General features: G+C 24.7%; 17 protein-coding genes and 2 pseudogenes. 10 read left to right on the top strand and 9 right to left on the bottom strand.

The genetic code is table 4. From position 1 onward, the window contains the following. Window positions 1-216 precede the first annotated feature (216 nt). The 4 genes and pseudogenes from AAHM96_RS04965 to AAHM96_RS04950 all read right to left on the bottom strand — a co-directional run bounded on the left by AAHM96_RS04965 (window position 217) and on the right by AAHM96_RS04950 (window position 4,508). Complete coding sequence (locus tag AAHM96_RS04965; protein ID WP_342272829.1) at window positions 217-1,314, bottom strand: nicotinate-nucleotide adenylyltransferase; 1,098 nt, start codon at window positions 1,312-1,314, stop codon at window positions 217-219. After that, a complete protein-coding gene (locus AAHM96_RS04960; protein ID WP_342272828.1) occupies window positions 1,314-2,213 on the bottom strand; it encodes a deoxyribonuclease IV in 900 nt (299 codons plus the stop codon). The genes AAHM96_RS04965 and AAHM96_RS04960 overlap by 1 nt, the downstream gene beginning before the upstream one ends. A 19-nt stretch (window positions 2,214-2,232) precedes the next feature. Next, the gene (locus tag AAHM96_RS04955) at window positions 2,233-3,591 is read right to left on the bottom strand and encodes a DEAD/DEAH box helicase (RefSeq protein WP_342272827.1); all 1,359 of its coding nucleotides are present in this window, start codon (window positions 3,589-3,591) and stop codon (window positions 2,233-2,235) included. A 126-nt stretch (window positions 3,592-3,717) separates the two neighbouring features. After that, window positions 3,718-4,508, bottom strand: a pseudogene (locus AAHM96_RS04950) (IS5 family transposase). Window positions 4,509-4,741: 233 nt separating this feature from the next. Here AAHM96_RS04950 and AAHM96_RS04945 point away from each other — a divergent pair. From AAHM96_RS04945 to AAHM96_RS04915, 7 genes and pseudogenes are all read left to right on the top strand, one after another. Further along, entirely contained in the window at window positions 4,742-4,966 is a 225-nt protein-coding gene (locus tag AAHM96_RS04945; protein ID WP_342272826.1) for a hypothetical protein, read from the top strand. A gap of 56 nt (window positions 4,967-5,022) precedes the next feature. Continuing rightward, window positions 5,023-5,232, top strand: coding sequence for a hypothetical protein (locus AAHM96_RS04940; protein WP_342272825.1), 210 nt, complete (start codon window positions 5,023-5,025; stop codon window positions 5,230-5,232). Window positions 5,233-5,301: 69 nt separating this feature from the next. Further along, complete coding sequence (locus AAHM96_RS04935; RefSeq protein WP_252320024.1) at window positions 5,302-5,817, top strand: hypothetical protein; 516 nt, start codon at window positions 5,302-5,304, stop codon at window positions 5,815-5,817. 358 nt (window positions 5,818-6,175) lie between these two features. Continuing rightward, entirely contained in the window at window positions 6,176-7,153 is a 978-nt protein-coding gene (locus AAHM96_RS04930) for an IS3 family transposase (RefSeq protein ID WP_342272824.1), read from the top strand. Between the two features lie 362 nt (window positions 7,154-7,515). Further along, entirely contained in the window at window positions 7,516-8,139 is a 624-nt protein-coding gene (locus tag AAHM96_RS04925) for a DDE-type integrase/transposase/recombinase (protein WP_342272751.1), read from the top strand. A 290-nt stretch (window positions 8,140-8,429) separates the two neighbouring features. After that, a complete protein-coding gene (locus AAHM96_RS04920) occupies window positions 8,430-9,038 on the top strand; it encodes a DDE-type integrase/transposase/recombinase (RefSeq protein ID WP_342272823.1) in 609 nt (202 codons plus the stop codon). Window positions 9,039-9,193: 155 nt separating this feature from the next. Beyond that, window positions 9,194-10,411: pseudogene (locus tag AAHM96_RS04915) on the top strand (IS256 family transposase). 43 nt (window positions 10,412-10,454) lie between these two features. Here AAHM96_RS04915 and rbfA read toward each other — a convergent pair. From rbfA to AAHM96_RS04890, 5 genes are all read right to left on the bottom strand, one after another. Continuing rightward, window positions 10,455-10,814 (bottom strand): 30S ribosome-binding factor RbfA, encoded by a 360-nt coding sequence (rbfA, locus tag AAHM96_RS04910; RefSeq protein ID WP_281747920.1) that lies wholly within the window; start codon window positions 10,812-10,814, stop codon window positions 10,455-10,457. Between the two features lies 1 nt (window position 10,815). Further along, window positions 10,816-12,645, bottom strand: coding sequence for a translation initiation factor IF-2 (gene infB / locus AAHM96_RS04905; RefSeq protein WP_342272822.1), 1,830 nt, complete (start codon window positions 12,643-12,645; stop codon window positions 10,816-10,818). A gap of 27 nt (window positions 12,646-12,672) precedes the next feature. Then, complete coding sequence (rnpM, locus tag AAHM96_RS04900) at window positions 12,673-12,963, bottom strand: RNase P modulator RnpM (RefSeq protein WP_342272821.1); 291 nt, start codon at window positions 12,961-12,963, stop codon at window positions 12,673-12,675. A gap of 18 nt (window positions 12,964-12,981) precedes the next feature. Further along, on the bottom strand, window positions 12,982-14,157 hold the full coding sequence (gene nusA, locus AAHM96_RS04895; RefSeq protein ID WP_342272820.1) for a transcription termination factor NusA: 1,176 nt from the start codon (window positions 14,155-14,157) through the stop codon (window positions 12,982-12,984). A gap of 429 nt (window positions 14,158-14,586) precedes the next feature. Further along, window positions 14,587-15,376, bottom strand: a protein-coding gene (locus AAHM96_RS04890; RefSeq protein ID WP_342272819.1) for an IS5 family transposase whose coding sequence is annotated in 2 segments (ribosomal slippage) — window positions 14,587-15,114 and window positions 15,116-15,376 — 789 coding nt in all. Because the reading frame shifts where the segments join, the coding sequence is not laid out codon by codon here. Between the two features lie 751 nt (window positions 15,377-16,127). On the opposite strand from AAHM96_RS04890, the gene AAHM96_RS04885 reads away from it, so the two are divergent. From AAHM96_RS04885 to AAHM96_RS04875, 3 genes are all read left to right on the top strand, one after another. Then, on the top strand, window positions 16,128-17,021 hold the full coding sequence (locus AAHM96_RS04885; protein WP_342272818.1) for a hypothetical protein: 894 nt from the start codon (window positions 16,128-16,130) through the stop codon (window positions 17,019-17,021). A gap of 181 nt (window positions 17,022-17,202) precedes the next feature. Continuing rightward, on the top strand, window positions 17,203-17,574 hold the full coding sequence (locus tag AAHM96_RS04880) for a hypothetical protein (RefSeq protein WP_342272817.1): 372 nt from the start codon (window positions 17,203-17,205) through the stop codon (window positions 17,572-17,574). A 287-nt stretch (window positions 17,575-17,861) separates the two neighbouring features. Next, window positions 17,862-18,839: an IS3 family transposase gene (locus AAHM96_RS04875; protein ID WP_342272797.1), complete on the top strand. Its 978-nt coding sequence runs from the start codon at window positions 17,862-17,864 to the stop codon at window positions 18,837-18,839. The last annotated feature ends 43 nt before the right edge of the window (window positions 18,840-18,882 follow it).

Raw genomic sequence — 18,882 nt, 5'->3', positions numbered from 1 at the left:
TATAATTAAAAAAATAACGACAATTACTATCTATTATATAATTTAAAGTATCTTTATATTCTGGTTTTTTAAATCAATCACTTAATAAATATCAGTATTCAATTTTGCAATCATTACTGAATAAATACATCTTCTGTTTTAAGTTATACTTCCCTTTTCTTTAATATTATATATTAAATAATTAATAAATAAGTATTTTACTATAGATACTATTTGTTAATTTTTATTACTTCACGCTTCATATATTGTTAAAAACTTATTATTTAATGGTTTTTTTTGCTGTAGTAAATGCTTTTTTAAAATTTCTAGATAGTATTTAAAAGCAACAGTTAAATCTTGAAAGGCAAGTTTTCTTAATTCTTCAACATAATAATGGTTACGTTCAATTGATATTTTATCTGCTAATAATACTATTAATTCTAAATTTTTCATTTCGTTTGCACCAGTAGTGTGTTTAGCAATTGCATGAAGAACTAAATCATCATGGTACTGATAATGATTTTTTAAATACAATGCTGCTACATAACCATGTCAAACTGGAAATGGTTCTTGTAAAATTTCTTTATTATATTTTGTTAAAAATTTAGTCATTTTATTTTTACTTCATTGTTTGCAAAGGTCATGATAAGTTCCAGCAATTAGGGCTTTATTAGCATCTTCGTTATAATGGATTGCTAATTTAGCAGCCATTTTACCAACATTAATACAATGTTCAGTTCTATTGTTATCCAAATTTGTTTTTAAACGCTCATAACTATATATTAAATTATTGTTAATATAATCATTAATTTTAATATCGATTTGATTAATAATTTCACCATTTCTAATTTTGGCAGAGCTAATATCACTGCTTGGTCGAACTACTAAATTTTGACATTTGTATTTTGACATTAGTTCTAATGTTTTACGATAATGAGGGCGATTAACAACAATAATTTTAACTAAATTAATTAACTGTTCAATTCCTTGTCATTTATTTAAGGTATATAAATTATCAGAACCAATAATAAAAAAGAATTTATGATTTGGATAGTTTTCAATAAAGTAGTTAATAGTATTAATAGTATAACTAGGTTGCTTACTTGTTAGTTCATAATCATTTAATTTTATTCAAGAATAGTTTTTAATAACTAAATTAATCATATCGACTCTTTGTTGATCGCTGGCACTGACACTATCTTTTAACGGATTTTGTTTTGTTGGTAAAATTCAAACTTCATCAAGTGAAAGTTTATGATAAGCTGTATTTGCAATGTTTAAATGTTGATTATGAAATGGATCAAAAGTTCCACCAAAAATGCCAATTCTTTTCATTATTTGCTAGTTCCTAATGATTCTAAAATTTCTTTATTATATTTTTTTGTTCTTATCATTTTAATTTCATGTAAATAAGGTGGATGACCATTAATTCATGGCGTTTCTAAAATTTTTATTTTAGTAAGCAACAATGGATGATAAATAATGTTAATTAAAGTTTGAAAACCAAGATAACCCATTCCTAAGTTAGCATGACGATCTTTATGAGCATTGATTGGGTTTTTAGAATCATTAACATGAATAACTAATAATTTATCTAATCCAATAAGTTGATCAAATTTTTGTATTATTTGTTCTAAATTATTATTAAGATCATAACCAGCATCAGATAAGTGACAAGTATCTCAACAAACACCAATTAGTTCGGGTCTTTTTACATTATTAATAATATATTGAAGTTGTTCAAAAGTAGTTCCTACTTCACTACCTTTTCCTGACATTGTTTCCAAAGCAATTTTTACAGTTTGTTTTTCTAAACATGCTGCATTTAGTCCTTTAACAATTTGTTCTAAAGCAGTTTGTGGTAAAGCACCAACAGCGCTACCTGGATGTAAAACCAAAGTTTTAATGCCAATATCTTGACAGCGAATTATTTCTTGTCGTAAGAAATCTACTGCTAATTGGTAAGTACTTTTGTTAATACTATTAGCCAGATTAATAATGTAAGGAGCATGAACAATAAGATTATTAATATCAATATTTTTTTCAATTAGTTTTTCTGTAAATTCTTTAATAAATAATGCTTTGGTTGGTTTACGAATTGTATTTTGTGGAGCACGTGTATAAAACATAAACGTATTGGCATTATAACTTAGAGCCTCTTCAAGAGCACCCAATAAATATTTTGGTGCTTTCATTGAAACATGAGATCCAATAATTAATTTGTCATTTTCCATCTTGCTTCCTCTTTCATTATTAATTTTCATCAAAAAGTTTTTTTCTTCTTGCAATTGCTTGTGTTTTTTTAATTTTCTTAATTGATGCTTTAATGTGTTGTTTTCTTGTTTCTTTTTTTATTGCTTCTAAATCTTTATTAAATTTTTTCTTATAACCAGGAGTTACATTTTTATTTTTTTTAAAGCGATTAATAACATATTGCTCTTCTTTATTTCTTTTTATTTTTCGTTTATGAGCAACGATGTTGTCATTACTAATTTCTGGTAGTAACTTATTATCTTTAATTTTATAGTATTCTATTGGAACATTTAAATTTTTTAACTTATGAATAGTAGAATTATCACTCTTATCATAAAATACATAAGAAATACCTGAATAGTTAGCTCGTCCTGTTCGCCCTGCTCGATGAAAATAATATTCTAGATTATTTGTCGGTAATTGTAAAGAGATAACATGAGATACCCCTTCAATATCAATACCACGTGCTGCGATATCTGAACAAACAACATATTGATATTCAAAATTTTTAATACGTTTAAAAGTTTGAGAACGTTCTCGTGCTGGTAATCCACCATGTAAGATTGCTACTTTTTTATTTTCTTCAATTAAGACGTTTGCAATTTCTTCAATATTTTCTTTGTTATTAACAAAAATTAAGCATAAATAAGGATCAAACATTGTTAATAATGATTGTAGTTGTTTTTTACTATCTTGATGATGACGATTAATAAAAATATGTTGAATTTTTTGAGATTTATTATCAATACTAATTGTAGTAGCGTTAGTAATATATTTTTTTAATCAAGTAACTAGTTGGGGTAATATTGTTGCTGAAAAAGTCATAATTTGAGTATTTTTATTCATTTTAGTAATTAAAAAATCTAAATCTTCCATGAATCCCATATCAAATAACATATCACATTCATCAATAACTAAAGTGTTAGTAGTAGTAATTGCTAACATATTAAGTTCATATAAACGTTTTAATCTAGTTGGAGTTCCAATTACAATTTGTGGTTGATTATTACTTAAATTATTACTTTGACGAATAATATCTTTGCCACCCACTAAACAAGCAATGCTAATATTTTGATCTTTGATTAAAGCTTTTAAAAAATTGAACGTTTGTTGAGCAAGTTCACGAGTAGGTGTAATAATAACTGCTTGTGTTACTTTTAAAGTAACATTACAATTATTTAAAATTGGAATTAAATAAGTATGAGTTTTACCACTACCAGTAGCACTTTTAATAATTAAGTTTTTATTAGTTAATGCTAAAGGAATAATTTCGGTTTGGACTGGTGTTGGATTAATTAGTTTTTCTTTTTTTAAATTTTCAATTAGTCATGGTTGTAAATTAAATTGTTGAAATGACATGCGTTCACCTTTTTCTTTAATGCAATATTAATATTTTATCTTATTTTTACTAAGTTCTTTAAAAAATAAGATAAAAAACTTTATTAAAAGTAATAATAATTACTATTTTAATGTTTAAGAACCTGTTTAAAATCTTTTCAATAAAATTGAAATAAAGGCAAGAACAACCATTTGTAAGCTAGTATTTAATTTTTTTTCACAATTTTTTCATAATCTTCTGCATTTTTCTAATCATGCAAAACTTCGTTCTACAACTCATCTTTTTGGTAATACTACAAAAGAATGTAATTCATTACGTTTTATAACTTCAACATTTGCATTTGTAATTGTTTTAATTTTAGAAGCAAATTTTTCACTAGTATAACCAGCATCTACTAGTATTTTTTGAACTGCAGAAAGATTCTCTTTTTCATTTTCAATCATTATTATAGCACTATTACGATCTGTTTTTTCTGCTGTGGTTATGTAAATTGCATGTGGTAAACCTTGAGAATCAACAGCAATATGACGCTTTATTCCTGAAATCTTTTTACCAGCATCATAACCTTTATTTTTAGTAGTATCTGTATTTTTAACACTTTGTGAATCAATTATATAAAAACTAGTTTGTTCTTTTCTACCATTATTGATACGAAATGCCTTGACTAATTTTTTTTAAAACTAATTGTAATACACTAGGTTCTTTATCATTATTTTTACTTCAAGCTTGAAAATAATAATATACAATTTGTCATTTTGGAAAATTTTTTTGGTAACATTCTTCACTGGCAACCACTTTTTAATACATATAAAACTGCACAAAATACTTCATATAAATCTAAACTTCTTGGTTTAGTTCTCTTTTTAGTATTTTCTAAAATTGATTTTATATTTTCAAATTGCTCTTTGCTAACATTACTAGGATAATTTTTACACATATATACCTCTTATTTTAAAATATATAATCATTTTATCCTATTCTCTAAAAGATTTTAAACAGGTTCTAAGATTATTAATTTTCAAAAAATAAAAAAATACATCAGTAATTTATACAACTAATTGTTTATTTAAATTTCTACTCTAATAAAAGTAAAATGTCAATAGATTATTTTTAATCATGTAAAATTAACTTAGAAAAAAATTAAGGGCTTAGAAAAGAGGTTTGTAATTTATGTCAGAAGAAGATGAAGAAGAAAAGAAAAAGAAGAAGAAATGAACAAAAATTATTGCTGGTCTTATCGGCTCTGCAGCTTTAATTGGAGCCACCATTGCTGGTGGTATGACAGCTATTGCCGAAACAGAAGGAGAAAAAGAAGAAGAGGAAGAAAAAAATAAAAAAAATCAAATGATTCGATCTCTAAACAATTATCAATTAGTGATAATAAACAAACTTTAGCAGTAATTTTCAAAAACAAAACAAATCTGCAATTAAAACCTGAAGACAAATTGAAAATGACAAGTCCAGAAACTGTAAAGGAGGTTATTAAAGAGAGACTAATTGAAAGTAATACACAATCAAATTTAATAAAAGAAAAAATTATTTTAGGTAATTTAAAATATAATAATATGAACATTAAACCAACTACTTTAACAGTTGAAATGACTTATGATGACCCTTTAGTTATTGGAAGTGTAATTTTAAATGTAATTTATCCAAAATAAAAGATAAGAAGAACTTGTTTATAAAATGACGCAAATTTATATATTAAGAAAATTTAGGGGGTTATTTATATGCAAAATAATTTAAATATAATGTTTTTAGTTAATTGATCAGATTTTTCAATAAAGGACTGAATAATCATAGGATTATCAATATTATTATTAATGCTAACTTTTATTTTTATTTTAGTTATTTTTCTTTTTAAAAGAAAAAGATTTAAGTTTAAAATAAATAATATTATAAGTGATAATTTAGTAAAAATAGGTAAAAATAATTATAAATTTTCAAGTAGAAATGCTTTTATACTCTTTAATGAAATTAAATCAATAATTTTAGATAAGCGTTATAAGTATTTTTATAAATTTAAAAAGAGATATAAAGATGGTAGTTTAAATAATGAACTTTTTGATATAGTTCAAAAATATTATTTAAAAAATGAAAAAGAATTAAAGAAAAAACCAAAACCTTTATTTGAAAATAAAAAAAATGATAAACCCAGTGATGCTGTTAATAAAAAAGATGATAAAAAAGTTAAATTTGTTTTTGATGATCAAGAAATGACAGTAAAAATTGAAGAAGATAAATAAAACTACTCAATTGAGTAGTTTTATTTATCTATAACTATTTTTTTATATTTTAAAAATATGTATAAAAATTTAACACCAAATATTCTAGATATTATGATATAATTTTTTAAACTTAATTTAAGTTTTTAACTCATTATTTTAATTTTTAAAGTATATATAAATTAATTGCTGAAATTAAAGAAGAAATAAAACTTCCAGAAGGATTTGAAGAAAGAAAAATGTACCATGGCCACTTGCCACTTGCCACTTGCCACTTAGCCCTTTTTACTAGACCATTAATTTAAAAAACCTGAATGTATTCTAAAAACAATTGTGTTATATAATTAACACTAATTTTAACCTGAAAGGATTTTTATTAATGGATAAAATTAAACAAATAGCATTAGTAATTAACAAATTAAATATCAAAGAAAAAATTAAAATTATTGATGATTGTAAAAATCAATATTCAATTAGAAACCTATGTCAATATCTTCAATTAAACAGATCAACATATTACTTTTTAAAAAATAAACAAAAACCTATTAAAAAAGAAGAAAATCATATTATTAAATGCAATCATAAATATCAAAAAATATGCCAACTTTTAATCGAATTTCATTCTACAAGAAAAGGCAGAATTTATGGATATTTAAGAATTTTTTCAGCTTTTAAAGAGTGATTAAAACAAGAAAAAAATATCATTTTAAATATAGAATTATCAATAAAACAAATGCGAAAAATTATGAAAGAACACAATATTCAAGGATTAAAACAAACTAAAAATAACTATCCTAAAAACAAAAAAAATCCAAATAAGTGAATACCTACAATGGATAAAGTAAACAAAGATTATAAAAGTACAACCTCTTCAAATCAAATTTGATCAATGGACACTAAACAAATAAATACTAAAGAAGGATGATTATATCTTTTTGTAATTATTGATTTTTATTCAAATAATGTTGTTAGTTATAATATTGCTCCTAATAAATCATATCAGGATTTAATTCTTCCTGCTCTTGAAAAAATCAACAAACAATTTTCTTGAAATCAAGTAAAAAATGTTATTTTACATTCAGATAACGCCAACGAATTTTATTGTCACGATATCACAAAATGAGCAGAGGATAAACAAATAATTTTAAGCAAAAAACAACCTTATGATATTGGTGGTAATGTATTATCTGAAAACTGATTTTCTCATTTATCTCAAGAATGACTACCTAAAGGATCAAATCAATATTTATCCATCAATGAAGCTATAAATGATGTAAATCAATATGTTATGTTTTATAATTATGAAAGAATACATTCTAAATTTCTAAAACCACCAATTTTACAAATTAAAATTTAGAATTTTATATCAAAAATGGTCCAGTAATTAAGGGCCAACCACCCAAATTAAATATCAAAGAAAAAATTAAAATTATTGATGATTGTAAAAATCAATATTCAATTAGAAACCTATGTCAATATCTTCAATTAAACAGATCAACATATTACTTTTTAAAAAATAAACAAAAACCTATTAAAAAAGAAGAAAATCATATTATTAAATGCAATCATAAATATCAAAAAATATGCCAACTTTTAATCGAATTTCATTCTACAAGAAAAGGCAGAATTTATGGATATTTAAGAATTTTTTCAGCTTTTAAAGAGTGATTAAAACAAGAAAAAAATATCATTTTAAATATAGAATTATCAATAAAACAAATGCGAAAAATTATGAAAGAACACAATATTCAAGGATTAAAACAAACTAAAAATAACTATCCTAAAAACAAAAAAAATCCAAATAAGTGAATACCTACAATGGATAAAGTAAACAAAGATTATAAAAGTACAACCTCTTCAAATCAAATTTGATCAATGGACACTAAACAAATAAATACTAAAGAAGGATGATTATATCTTTTTGTAATTATTGATTTTTATTCAAATAATGTTGTTAGTTATAATATTGCTCCTAATAAATCATATCAGGATTTAATTCTTCCTGCTCTTGAAAAAATCAACAAACAATTTTCTTGAAATCAAATAAAAAATGTTATTTTACATTCAGATAACGCCAACGAATTTTATTGTCAAGATATCACAAAATGAGCAGAGGATAAACAAATAATTTTAAGCAAAAAACAACCTTATGATATTGGTGGTAATGTATTATCTGAAAACTGATTTTCTCATTTATCTCAAGAATGACTACCTAAAGGATCAAATCAATATTTATCCATCAATGAAGCTATAAATGATGTAAATCAATATGTTATGTTTTATAATTATGAAAGAATACATTCTAAATTTCTAAAACCACCAATTTTACAAATTAAAATTTAGAATTTTATATCAAAAATGGTCCAGTAATTAAGGGCCAACCACCTCAATATCTTCAATTAAACAGATCAACATATTACTTTTTAAAAAATAAACAAAAACCTATTAAAAAAGAAGAAAATCATATTATTAAATGCAATCATAAATATCAAAAAATATGCCAACTTTTAATCGAATTTCATTCTACAAGAAAAGGCAGAATTTATGGATATTTAAGAATTTTTTCAGCTTTTAAAGAGTGATTAAAACAAGAAAAAAATATCATTTTAAATATAGAATTATCAATAAAACAAATGCGAAAAATTATGAAAGAACACAATATTCAAGGATTAAAACAAACTAAAAATAACTATCCTAAAAACAAAAAAAATCCAAATAAGTGAATACCTACAATGGATAAAGTAAACAAAGATTATAAAAGTACAACCTCTTCAAATCAAATTTGATCAATGGATACTAAAGAAGGATGATTATATCTTTTTGTAATTATTGATTTTTATTCAAATAATGTTGTTAGTTATAATATTGCTCCTAATAAATCATATCAGGATTTAATTCTTCCTGCTCTTGAAAAAATCAACAAACAATTTTCTTGAAATCAAGTAAAAAATGTTATTTTACATTCAGATAACGCCAACGAATTTTATTGTCAAGATATCACAAAATGAGCAGAGGATAAACAAATAATTTTAAGCAAAAAACAACCTTATGATATTGGTGGTAATGTATTATCTGAAAACTGATTTTCTCATTTATCTCAAGAATGACTACCTAAAGGATCAAATCAATATTTATCCATCAATGAAGCTATAAATGATGTAAATCAATATGTTATGTTTTATAATTATGAAAGAATACATTCTAAATTTCTAAAACCACCAATTTTACAAATTAAAATTTAGAATTTTATATCAAAAATGGTCCAGTAATTAAGTGGCAACCACCGCCAACCACTTTTTATTCGGTAATGTTTAGTAATCTGTGTAACTTACAAAAATAACTATGTTTAATTAATTCTAGTAAATATAATTAAATGACTAGAAAGAGTGAGTTACAGATGGCTAAAAAAGATAACTTTAATAATAATGATCCAATATCAAAAGCAGTAGATTTATTATTAGAAAATACTGAAGATTTAACAACAGTTTTTAAAGAGGGAGGATTGTATAAAGAATTAACAAAAAGATTAGTAGAAAAAATGTTGAATTCTGAGATGCAAAATTATTTAGGATATGAAAAAAATCAACATAGTAATAGTGACAATGCTCGTAATGGTACAAGTTCAAAAAAATTAATAACTCAACAAGGTAAAATTGAGATTGATGTACCACGAGATCGCAATAGTAATTTTACTCCTGTAATAGTTGCAAAAAGACAAAGAAGATTTGATGGTTTTGATCAACAAGTTCTTTCTTTATATTTAGAATGCAATTACAAGAGTTATATCATGGTGCTGATATTAGTGAAAGTGTTATTAGTCAAATTACTGATGATGTTATTGATGATGTCAAAGCATGACAAAATGGACCATTAGAAGGCATTTATCCGATTGTTTGTTTATTTTGATTGTATAGTAGTGAAAGTACGACAAGATAAAAGGATTATTAATAAATCAGTTTATATAGCTTTAGGAGTTGATTTAGAAGGTAAAAAAGATGTTTTAGGTTTATGAATTAGTGAAAATGAAGGTTCTAAATTTTGATTAGCAAATTTCACAGAAATGAAAAATCGTGGCTTAAATGATATTCTTATTGCCTGCAGTGATAATTTAACAGGCATGTCAGAAGCAATACAATCAGTTTATCCTAAAACTGAACATCAATTATGTATAGTTCATCAAATCAGAAATAGTTTGAAATATGTTTCATACAAACATCGAAAATCACTAGTTGCAGATTTAAAGCCAATTTATAATGCATGTAGTGAAGAACAAGCAATGCAGGCTTTAGAATCCTTTGAAAGTAAATGAAATAAACAATATCCTCAAATTGCTAAATCTTGATATAAAAATTGAGATAATTTAATGGTTTTTATTAGTTATCCTGCAGAAATTAAAAGAGTGATTTATACAACAAATGCTATTGAATCTGTAAATAGTCAATTACGAAAAGTCATCAGAAATAAAAAAGTTTTTCCAAATGATATGGCAGTTTTCAAAATATTTTACTTAGCAATTGAAAATATAACAAAAAAATGAACAATGCCCATTCAAAATTGAAATACAGCAATTGCTCATTTTATGATAAAATTTGAAGATAGAATTAATCTAAACTAGTACTTTGTAAAACAAAGATACACAGATTACATAAAAGCCTCTTTTATTCATTTGAAGAATTATTATTTTTGATATTTTTTAATATTTCTTCAATGTTTTTAACTCTAGTGTTGGTATTATCATATTTAAAGCGTAATTCTGGAACTTTATATTTATTACTTGTTTTAGCAAGTGCGCTTCGACAAAAACCTTTCGCTTTTTCTAAAGCAGTACTAATGGTTTTAATATCTAAATTATCTAAGTAAACTGTTCAATAAATGGTAGCATAACTGTTATCTTTTGTTATTTTTACATTAGTAATAGTGATATCTTTGAAAAGAATATTTTTTGATTCTTTTTTTAATATATTAGTAATTTCTTTTTTTAAGAAACTTTCTTGTTGTTCAAATTTAATGATAGACATACTATTTTGTCTCCACTTCTTCTACTAAATATGATTCAATAATATCATTTTCTTTTAAGTCATTAAAATTTTTAATAGTAATACCGCATTGAGTTTCTTTTTTAGCAATTTTTAAATCATTTTTTTCATGTTTTAAACCACTGATTTCACCGTTATAAATAACAACATCATCACGAATGATATGAACTTTGCTATTACGTTGAATGAAACCATTAATGACAACACAACCAGCAATTGTTCCTACTTTTGAAAAATGAAAAGTTTTAATAACTCGTGCTTGACCAATAATTTTATCTTCATAAGTTGGTTCTAATAAACCTTTAGCAGCCAATTCTAATTCTTCAGTTATTTTATAAATGATATTATGTAATCTAATTTCAACACCGGTATTGTTAGCAGCTTCACGAATAACATGATTGGGACGAACATTGAAACCATAAATAATACTTCGTGAAGTTTGAGCAAGTTTAATATCTGATTCACTAATACCACCAATAGTTGCTCTAATAAACTTAACAGTAATATCATTAACATTAATTTTATTTACTGCTTGAACGATTGCTTGCACTGAACCTTGAGTATCTGCTCGTAAAATAACATTAATTTGTTTTAATTCACCTGTAGTAACATCTTGTGTTAAATTACCTAAACTAATTTGTCGATTATTTCTAATTTTATTTGTTTCTTCTGTTTGGCGTACTAGTGCTACTTTTCTTGCTAATTTATCATCATTAAAAACAATAAAAGATTCACCAGGAGTAGGGGCTGTTTCAAATCCTAAAACTTGAACAGGCATTGAAGGTCCGGCTTTAGTAATTATTTTACCAGTATCATTAATAAGGCGTTTAATTTTTCCTTTAACACTACCCGCAACTACAATATCAGTAACTTTTAGTGTTCCACCTTGTATTAATAAAGTACAAATTGAACCAACATTTTTATCATGATGAGATTCGATAACAGTTCCATTAGCAAATCGATTTGGATTAGCATTTAGTTCTTTTAATTCAGCAATTACTAATATTGCTTCTAATAATTCATCAATTCCTTGATTTTTTAAAGCACTACCATAAACAAAAATAATATCGCCACCTCATTCTTCACTAGTTAAATCACAATTAGCTAGTTCATTCATAATGCGATCAGTATTAACATTTGGTTTATCCATTTTATTAACAAAAACAATAATTGAAACACCAGCTACTTTTGCATGGTCAATTGCTTCACGAGTTTGTGGCATCACACCATCATCACCAGCAACTACTAAAACAACAATATCAGTAATTTTAGAACCACGTGAACGCATTTCAGTAAATGCTTCGTGACCTGGGGTATCAATAAAAGTAATTAATTTATTATTAGTTTTAATTTGATAAGCACCAATATGTTGAGTAATACCACCGTGTTCTTGATTAGTAACTTTAGAATTACGGATAGTATCTAATAGTGTTGTTTTTCCATGATCAACGTGGCCCATAATTGTAACAACAGGTGGTCGAGTTACTAAATTTTTTTTATCATCTTCGAGATTAATATTTTCTAATAAGTTTTCATATGTTACCACTTTAGCTTTTTCAAAATCAATATTTCATTCCAAACAAAGTTCAAGCATTAATTCTTGAGTTAATATTTGATTTTGATTAAATAGTTTGCCTTGTTTCATGAAGTATTTAATAATGTCAGTTACTGGATGATGCAATGCTTTAGCAAATTCTGAAATAGTTAATGGTTCGTTATATAAAAATACTCCTTTTTCATTAATTTGAGATGTTTTTTGTTTTAGTTGTTGATTAATATTTTGTGTTTGTTGAGATATTCGTTTTTTTGCCATTTGCATCCCGCCTTTCGCTTGGGAAAATTAATCTCAATTTTTTTTAATTTCATTAATTAATTGTTCATAAAATTCATTTGGAATTTTTGTTTTTAATGCTCGTTCTAATGCCTGCTTTTTAATAAGCAAAGGTATTAATTCAAGTTTAGGTTGGATGTAGGCACCTCGACCATTTTGTTTGCCAGTTTTATCAATGAATAATTGTCCTTCTTTATTAATAACAATTCTAATTAATTCACGTTTAGGTAAAATAGTATTTGTAACTATACATTTACGCATTGGTATTTTTTTACTTTGAATTAAAGGTATTTTATTCATAACGACCTACTTTATTGTTTATTGATTTTTATTTTTTCATTGTGTTTTTTTTAATAATTCAGATATAAACTTTTCATATTCACTTTCTTTAATATTACCATTTCAAGTAAATTTAATATTATTTTCTTTTGCTTGTTCTAATGAAGTAATATTAATATTTCAGTGAGTTACACCGGCAACTAATTTAGCAGCCATACCATTTTTACCAATAGCTAATGATAATTGTTCAGTAGGAACAATAATATTTGCTTGTTTTTCTTCTTCATTAATATCAATTGAAATAACTTTAGCTGGTGTTAAAGCGTTAATTATATATTCTTTTATATTAGGATTTCAGGCAATAATGTCAATTTTTTCGCCACTTAATTCTTGCGTAATTAGTTTTGTTCTTTCGCCTTTTGAGCCAATACATGCACCAATCCCATCAATGCTTGGATCATGACTAACAATTGCAACCTTAGCTCTAATTCCAGGAATACGAGCAATATCTTTAACTTCGATTACACCTTGTGCGATTTCAGGAACTTCTAATTCTAGTAAACAACGTAAAAAATTAACGTGAGTTCTTGATGCTAAAATTTGACCATAGTTTTTATTTTTAATAATATCTTCAACATAAAATTTGATATAAGTATTATTAGCGATTGGTTTATTTTTTGGTAAGATCTCACTAGGGATTTGATTTTGTTTTGGTAAGAAAGCATAGGCTCTACCAATTTTAATTAACATATAAGTTTCTTCAACGCTTTCAATAGTACCAATTAATATGTGATCTTTTTTATCAATAAATTCATCATAAATTGATGTTTTTTCTGCTTCACGAATTGATTGTTTAACTACTTGAATGGCTTTAAAAATTGATAAACGAGAGAATTGATCACTAGGAATTATTTGCGTATATGTATCACCAATTGTTAAGCCGGGATTCTTTGTTTTAATAGTTGAAAGTGCAATTTCTAATTCAGGATCTTCAACTTTTGGAACAACAATTAAATCCTTTAAAATTTTAATAGTACCTTTATTTTGATCAATTTCAATTCTGATATTTGTACTATCATCACGATGACTTTGATATTCATATGCTTTTTTTAGTCCTTCTTTTAAAGCTTCAATGATATCTTCTTTTGCTATTTGTTTTTCTTCAGCAATTTCATTTATGGCATTTAAAATGATTTGACTAATTTCTTTCTCCACTTTTTCTCCTCCTTGTTTTTTATAAACATTGTTGTTTATTATTTAATAGTATTTGAAATAGATTTATTTCAAAATGAAAATATACTTAAATAAAAAAATATATTACACTAGAAATAATAAAGACAGCTGGTAGCTGTCTTGCTATAATTCTAATTCATTGTTCATTATACAATATTATTAATTTGAAAACAATAGAAATTTATTAAAGGATAGAGTTTTATTATCGTAGATTATATTGTAGAAATATCTTTCATTATATTAATGGTAATTTTCAAGTTTTAAATTGATTAAATATAATTATCTATATAGTCGTAATTGTTTTTGTTCTATTATCATTGAAAGATATAACATTCATTTTAAAGTTTCTATTTTTTTAAAATCAAGGGGAACTAAATCGATTTTCAATACTAATTTGTTCTTAGAACCTGTTTAAAATCTTTTCAATAAAATTGAAATAAAGGCAAGAACAACCATTTGTAAGCTAGTATTTAATTTTTTTTCACAATTTTTTCATAATCTTCTGCATTTTTCTAATCATGCAAAACTTCGTTCTACAACTCATCTTTTTGGTAATACTATAAAAGAATGTAATTCATTACGTTTTATAACTTCAACATTTGCATTTATAATTGTTTTAATTTTAGAAGCAAATTTTTCACCAGTATAACCAGCATCTACTAGTATTTTTTGAACTGCAGAAAGATTCTCTTTTTCATTTTCAATCATTATTATAGCACTATTACGATCTGTTTTTTCTGCTGTGGTTATGTAAATTGCATGTGGTAAACCTTGAGAATCAACAGCAATATGACGCTTTATTCGTGAAATCTTTTTACCAGCATCATAACCTTTATTTTTAGTAGTATCTGTATTTTTAACACTTTGTGAATCAATTATACAAAAACTAGTTTGTTCTTTTCTACCATTATTGATACGAAATGCCTTGACTAATTTTTTTTAAAACTAATTGTAATACACTAGGTTCTTTATCATTATTTTTACTTCAAGCTTGAAAATAATAATATACAATTTGTCATTTTGGAAAATTTTTTGGTAACATTCTTCACTGGCAACCACTTTTTAATACATATAAAACTGCACAAAATACTTCATATAAATCTAAACTTCTTGGTTTAGTTCTCTTTTTAGTATTTTCTAAAATTGATTTTATATTTTCAAATTGCTCTTTGCTAACATTACTAGGATAATTTTTACACATATATACCTCTTATTTTAAAATATATAATCATTTTATCCTATTCTCTAAAAGATTTTAAACAGGTTCTTAGAACTATTCTGTATCTTTTAAAAAAAAGAAAACATTAATTTAAAACAATTTAAATTTTTTAGTCTTGTAGTATTTGTTCAAAATAATTTACAAATTACTGAAAATAGTAACTTAAAAATAAATGAGAAAGCATTAAATTTATTTGAATTATCTGAATATATTAAAAATAAAATTGAAGAAAATTCAGGAAAATGTACTTCTTCTTCTAATATTCAAAGAAATATAATGAATCAAATTATTTTAAATAATAATAATCCAGAAAACATTCAAATTCATAAAGAACAATTAGACTATTAAAAAAACATTTATAAGCGAACAAAATTTAATAAATTAATTTTTCTAATAATCTTCTGTCCTTGAAATTTTAATTAAAAAAATGTATTTTTATTTTCTGTTCTTAATTTTTAAATATAAAAAAACCTGAAAAATTTTCAGGTCTTTTTACATTATATTACTCAATAATCTTGGAAGTACTGTATAGTATATATAAAAAATAATAAGAATGTTCAGTTAATGAACAATTTAATCCTAACATTTTTGAAATTATTTTTTTAAAAAAAGCAAAATAACACTTAATAATGAAAAATATTATAAAAAGAACACCAAATAAAAAAGAATGTATAATTATGAACAGAAAATAGTTTATATTTTTCAGAAAAATTATCTAAGGGGGAAAAACAATATGAGAAACATGAAAACATTACTACGACTAATGGGTGCTGCTGCTTTAACAACAGTTGCAGCAAGTTCAGTTGTTGCATGTGGAACTCAAACAAAAGCGCCAACATTAGATGGCAAATATGCAGCATTACTAGGATGATATAGTGATGAAAATACAAGTACAATTAATCAAGAACTAAAAAAGGATGATACTGCTGGTAAAGAAAGTTATTCAATTTCTGTTCCTGCTGCTGATAGTACAAAAATTACAGCAACTAAATTTAACGAAAAATTATTAAAAGCAGGTGACGGTGCTGATGTTGACAAATTTAAAGCAAAAGATGCTGATGCTGCAGCGTTTTTAAAAGATTTAGGATTTACATCTGGTAGCACTACTGCTTTTTATAAAGCTGAAGAAGTTACATCTATTACTGCTTTATCTGCAAAAGTTGAAAGTACTGAAGCAGGTAAAATTGAAGCTGTTGGTACAACTGATTTTAAAGTTGCAGCTGGTACTTGTCAAATTAATATTATGGATAAGGCAACTGGAGATGATGCCAAATCTGTAAAAAAATATACTATTAGTACTCTTAAGAAAGATACATTAGGTGTTCCTACTCAAGTAGATACGCTTGTACAATCAGCAAAATTGGATTTAACTAAAGCTAATGGATTTGAACAAGGCAAAGATGTACTTAAGTCTTTACCTTGAAAAACTAAGAATTCTAAAGAAAAAAATCTATATAATTCTTTAGTTAACTTATTTAGCAAAGATAAAGTATCATTAGTTTGAACTTCTGATGATCAAGGTCAAACAGTGATACCTAAGTATACAGCTCAAAAAGTCTACTTAACCGTAAAATTTGGAGAAGTAAAAGTTACAAATACTCTAAATTTTGGAACTCCACAAGCTTAAATATATTTTAAAAGATTGCAATTGCAATCTTTTTTAATTTATATTCTTTTTTTATCATTTAAAAAATATTATTAATAATTAAAATTATAAAAATAGTTTCAAATCAAGAAGAATATATAATAAATAGCAGAAAATAATTTATATTTTTTAGAAAATTATCTAAAAGGGGAGAAAATATTATATGAGAAATATAAAAACATTATTACCATTAATGGCTGCTACTACTTTAATTACAACTGTAGCAAGTTCAATTGTTGCCTGTGATTTTGAAACAAAAGGACCAATATTAAATGGTAAATATGCAAAATTATTAGGATGATATAGTGATGAAAATACAAGTTTAATTAATCAAGAATTAAAGAGGGATAAAACTACTGGTAAAGAGAAGTATTCAATTGAGGCTGATGACACAAAAATTATGATGACTAATTTTAAAAACAGTTTATTAAACGCAAACGAAATTAGAAATCCAAATCAAGCAAAAGATGCTGATGCTGCAGCATTTTTGAAAGAATTAGGGATTACAAGTGGTAGTGAAAATGAAGAATATTAATCTGATGATGTTAAAAAAATTACTACCTTATCTGCAAAAATTACAAGTACTGAAGCGGGTAAAACTGAAGAAAATAATACAGGAACTGATTTTAAAGTTCTTGCTGGTACTTGTCAAATTGATATTATAAGCAAAGATGATGATAGTGTAGTAAAATCTTATACGCCACTTGCCACTTGCCACTTAGCCCTTTTTACTAGACCATTAATTTAAAAAACCTGAATGTATTCTAAAAACAATTGTGTTATATAATTAACACTAATTTTAACCTGAAAGGATTTTTATTAATGGATAAAATTAAACAAATAGCATTAGTAATTAACAAATTAAATATCAAAGAAAAAATTAAAATTATTGATGATTGTAAAAATCAATATTCAATTAGAAACCTATGTCAATATCTTCAATTAAACAGATCAACATATTACTTTTTAAAAAATAAACAAAAACCTATTAAAAAAGAAGAAAATCATATTATTAAATGCAATCATAAATATCAAAAAATATGCCAACTTTTAATCGAATTTCATTCTACAAGAAAAGGCAGAATTTATGGATATTTAAGAATTTTTTCAGCTTTTAAAGAGTGATTAAAACAAGAAAAAAATATCATTTTAAATATAGAATTATCAATAAAACAAATGCGAAAAATTATGAAAGAACACAATATTCAAGGATTAAAACAAACTAAAAATAACTATCCTAAAAACAAAAAAAATCCAAATAAGTGAATACCTACAATGGATAAAGTAAACAAAGATTATAAAAGTACAACCTCTTCAAATCAAATTTGATCAATGGACACTAAACAAATAAATACTAAAGAAGGATGATTATATCTTTTTGTAATTATTGATTTTTATTCAAATAATGTTGTTAGTTATAATATTGCTCCTAATAAATCATATCAGGATTTAATTCTTCCTGCTCTTGAAAAAATCAACAAACAATTTTCTTGAAATCAAATAAAAAATGTTATTTTACATTCAGATAACGCCAACGAATTTTATTGTCAAGATATCACAAAATGAGCAGAGGATAAACAAATAATTTTAAGCAAAAAACAACCTTATGATATTGGTGGTAATGTATTATCTGAAAACTGATTTTCTCATTTATCTCAAGAATGACTACCTAAAGGATCAAATCAATATTTATCCATCAATGAAGCTATAAATGATGTAAATCAATATGTTATGTTTTATAATTATGAAAGAATACATTCTAAATTTCTAAAACCACCAATTTTACAAATTAAAATTTAGAATTTTATATCAAAAATGGTCCAGTAATTAAGGGCCAACCACC

Origin of the sequence: Spiroplasma endosymbiont of Acasis viretata (genome assembly GCF_964031275.1) — a bacterium.
Classification (GTDB): Bacteria; Bacillota_I; Bacilli_A; order Mycoplasmatales; family VBWQ01; genus Spiroplasma_E; species Spiroplasma_E ixodetis_A.
The sequence above is the reverse complement of the archived record's forward strand: the minus strand, read 5'-3'. Positions and strand labels throughout refer to the sequence as shown.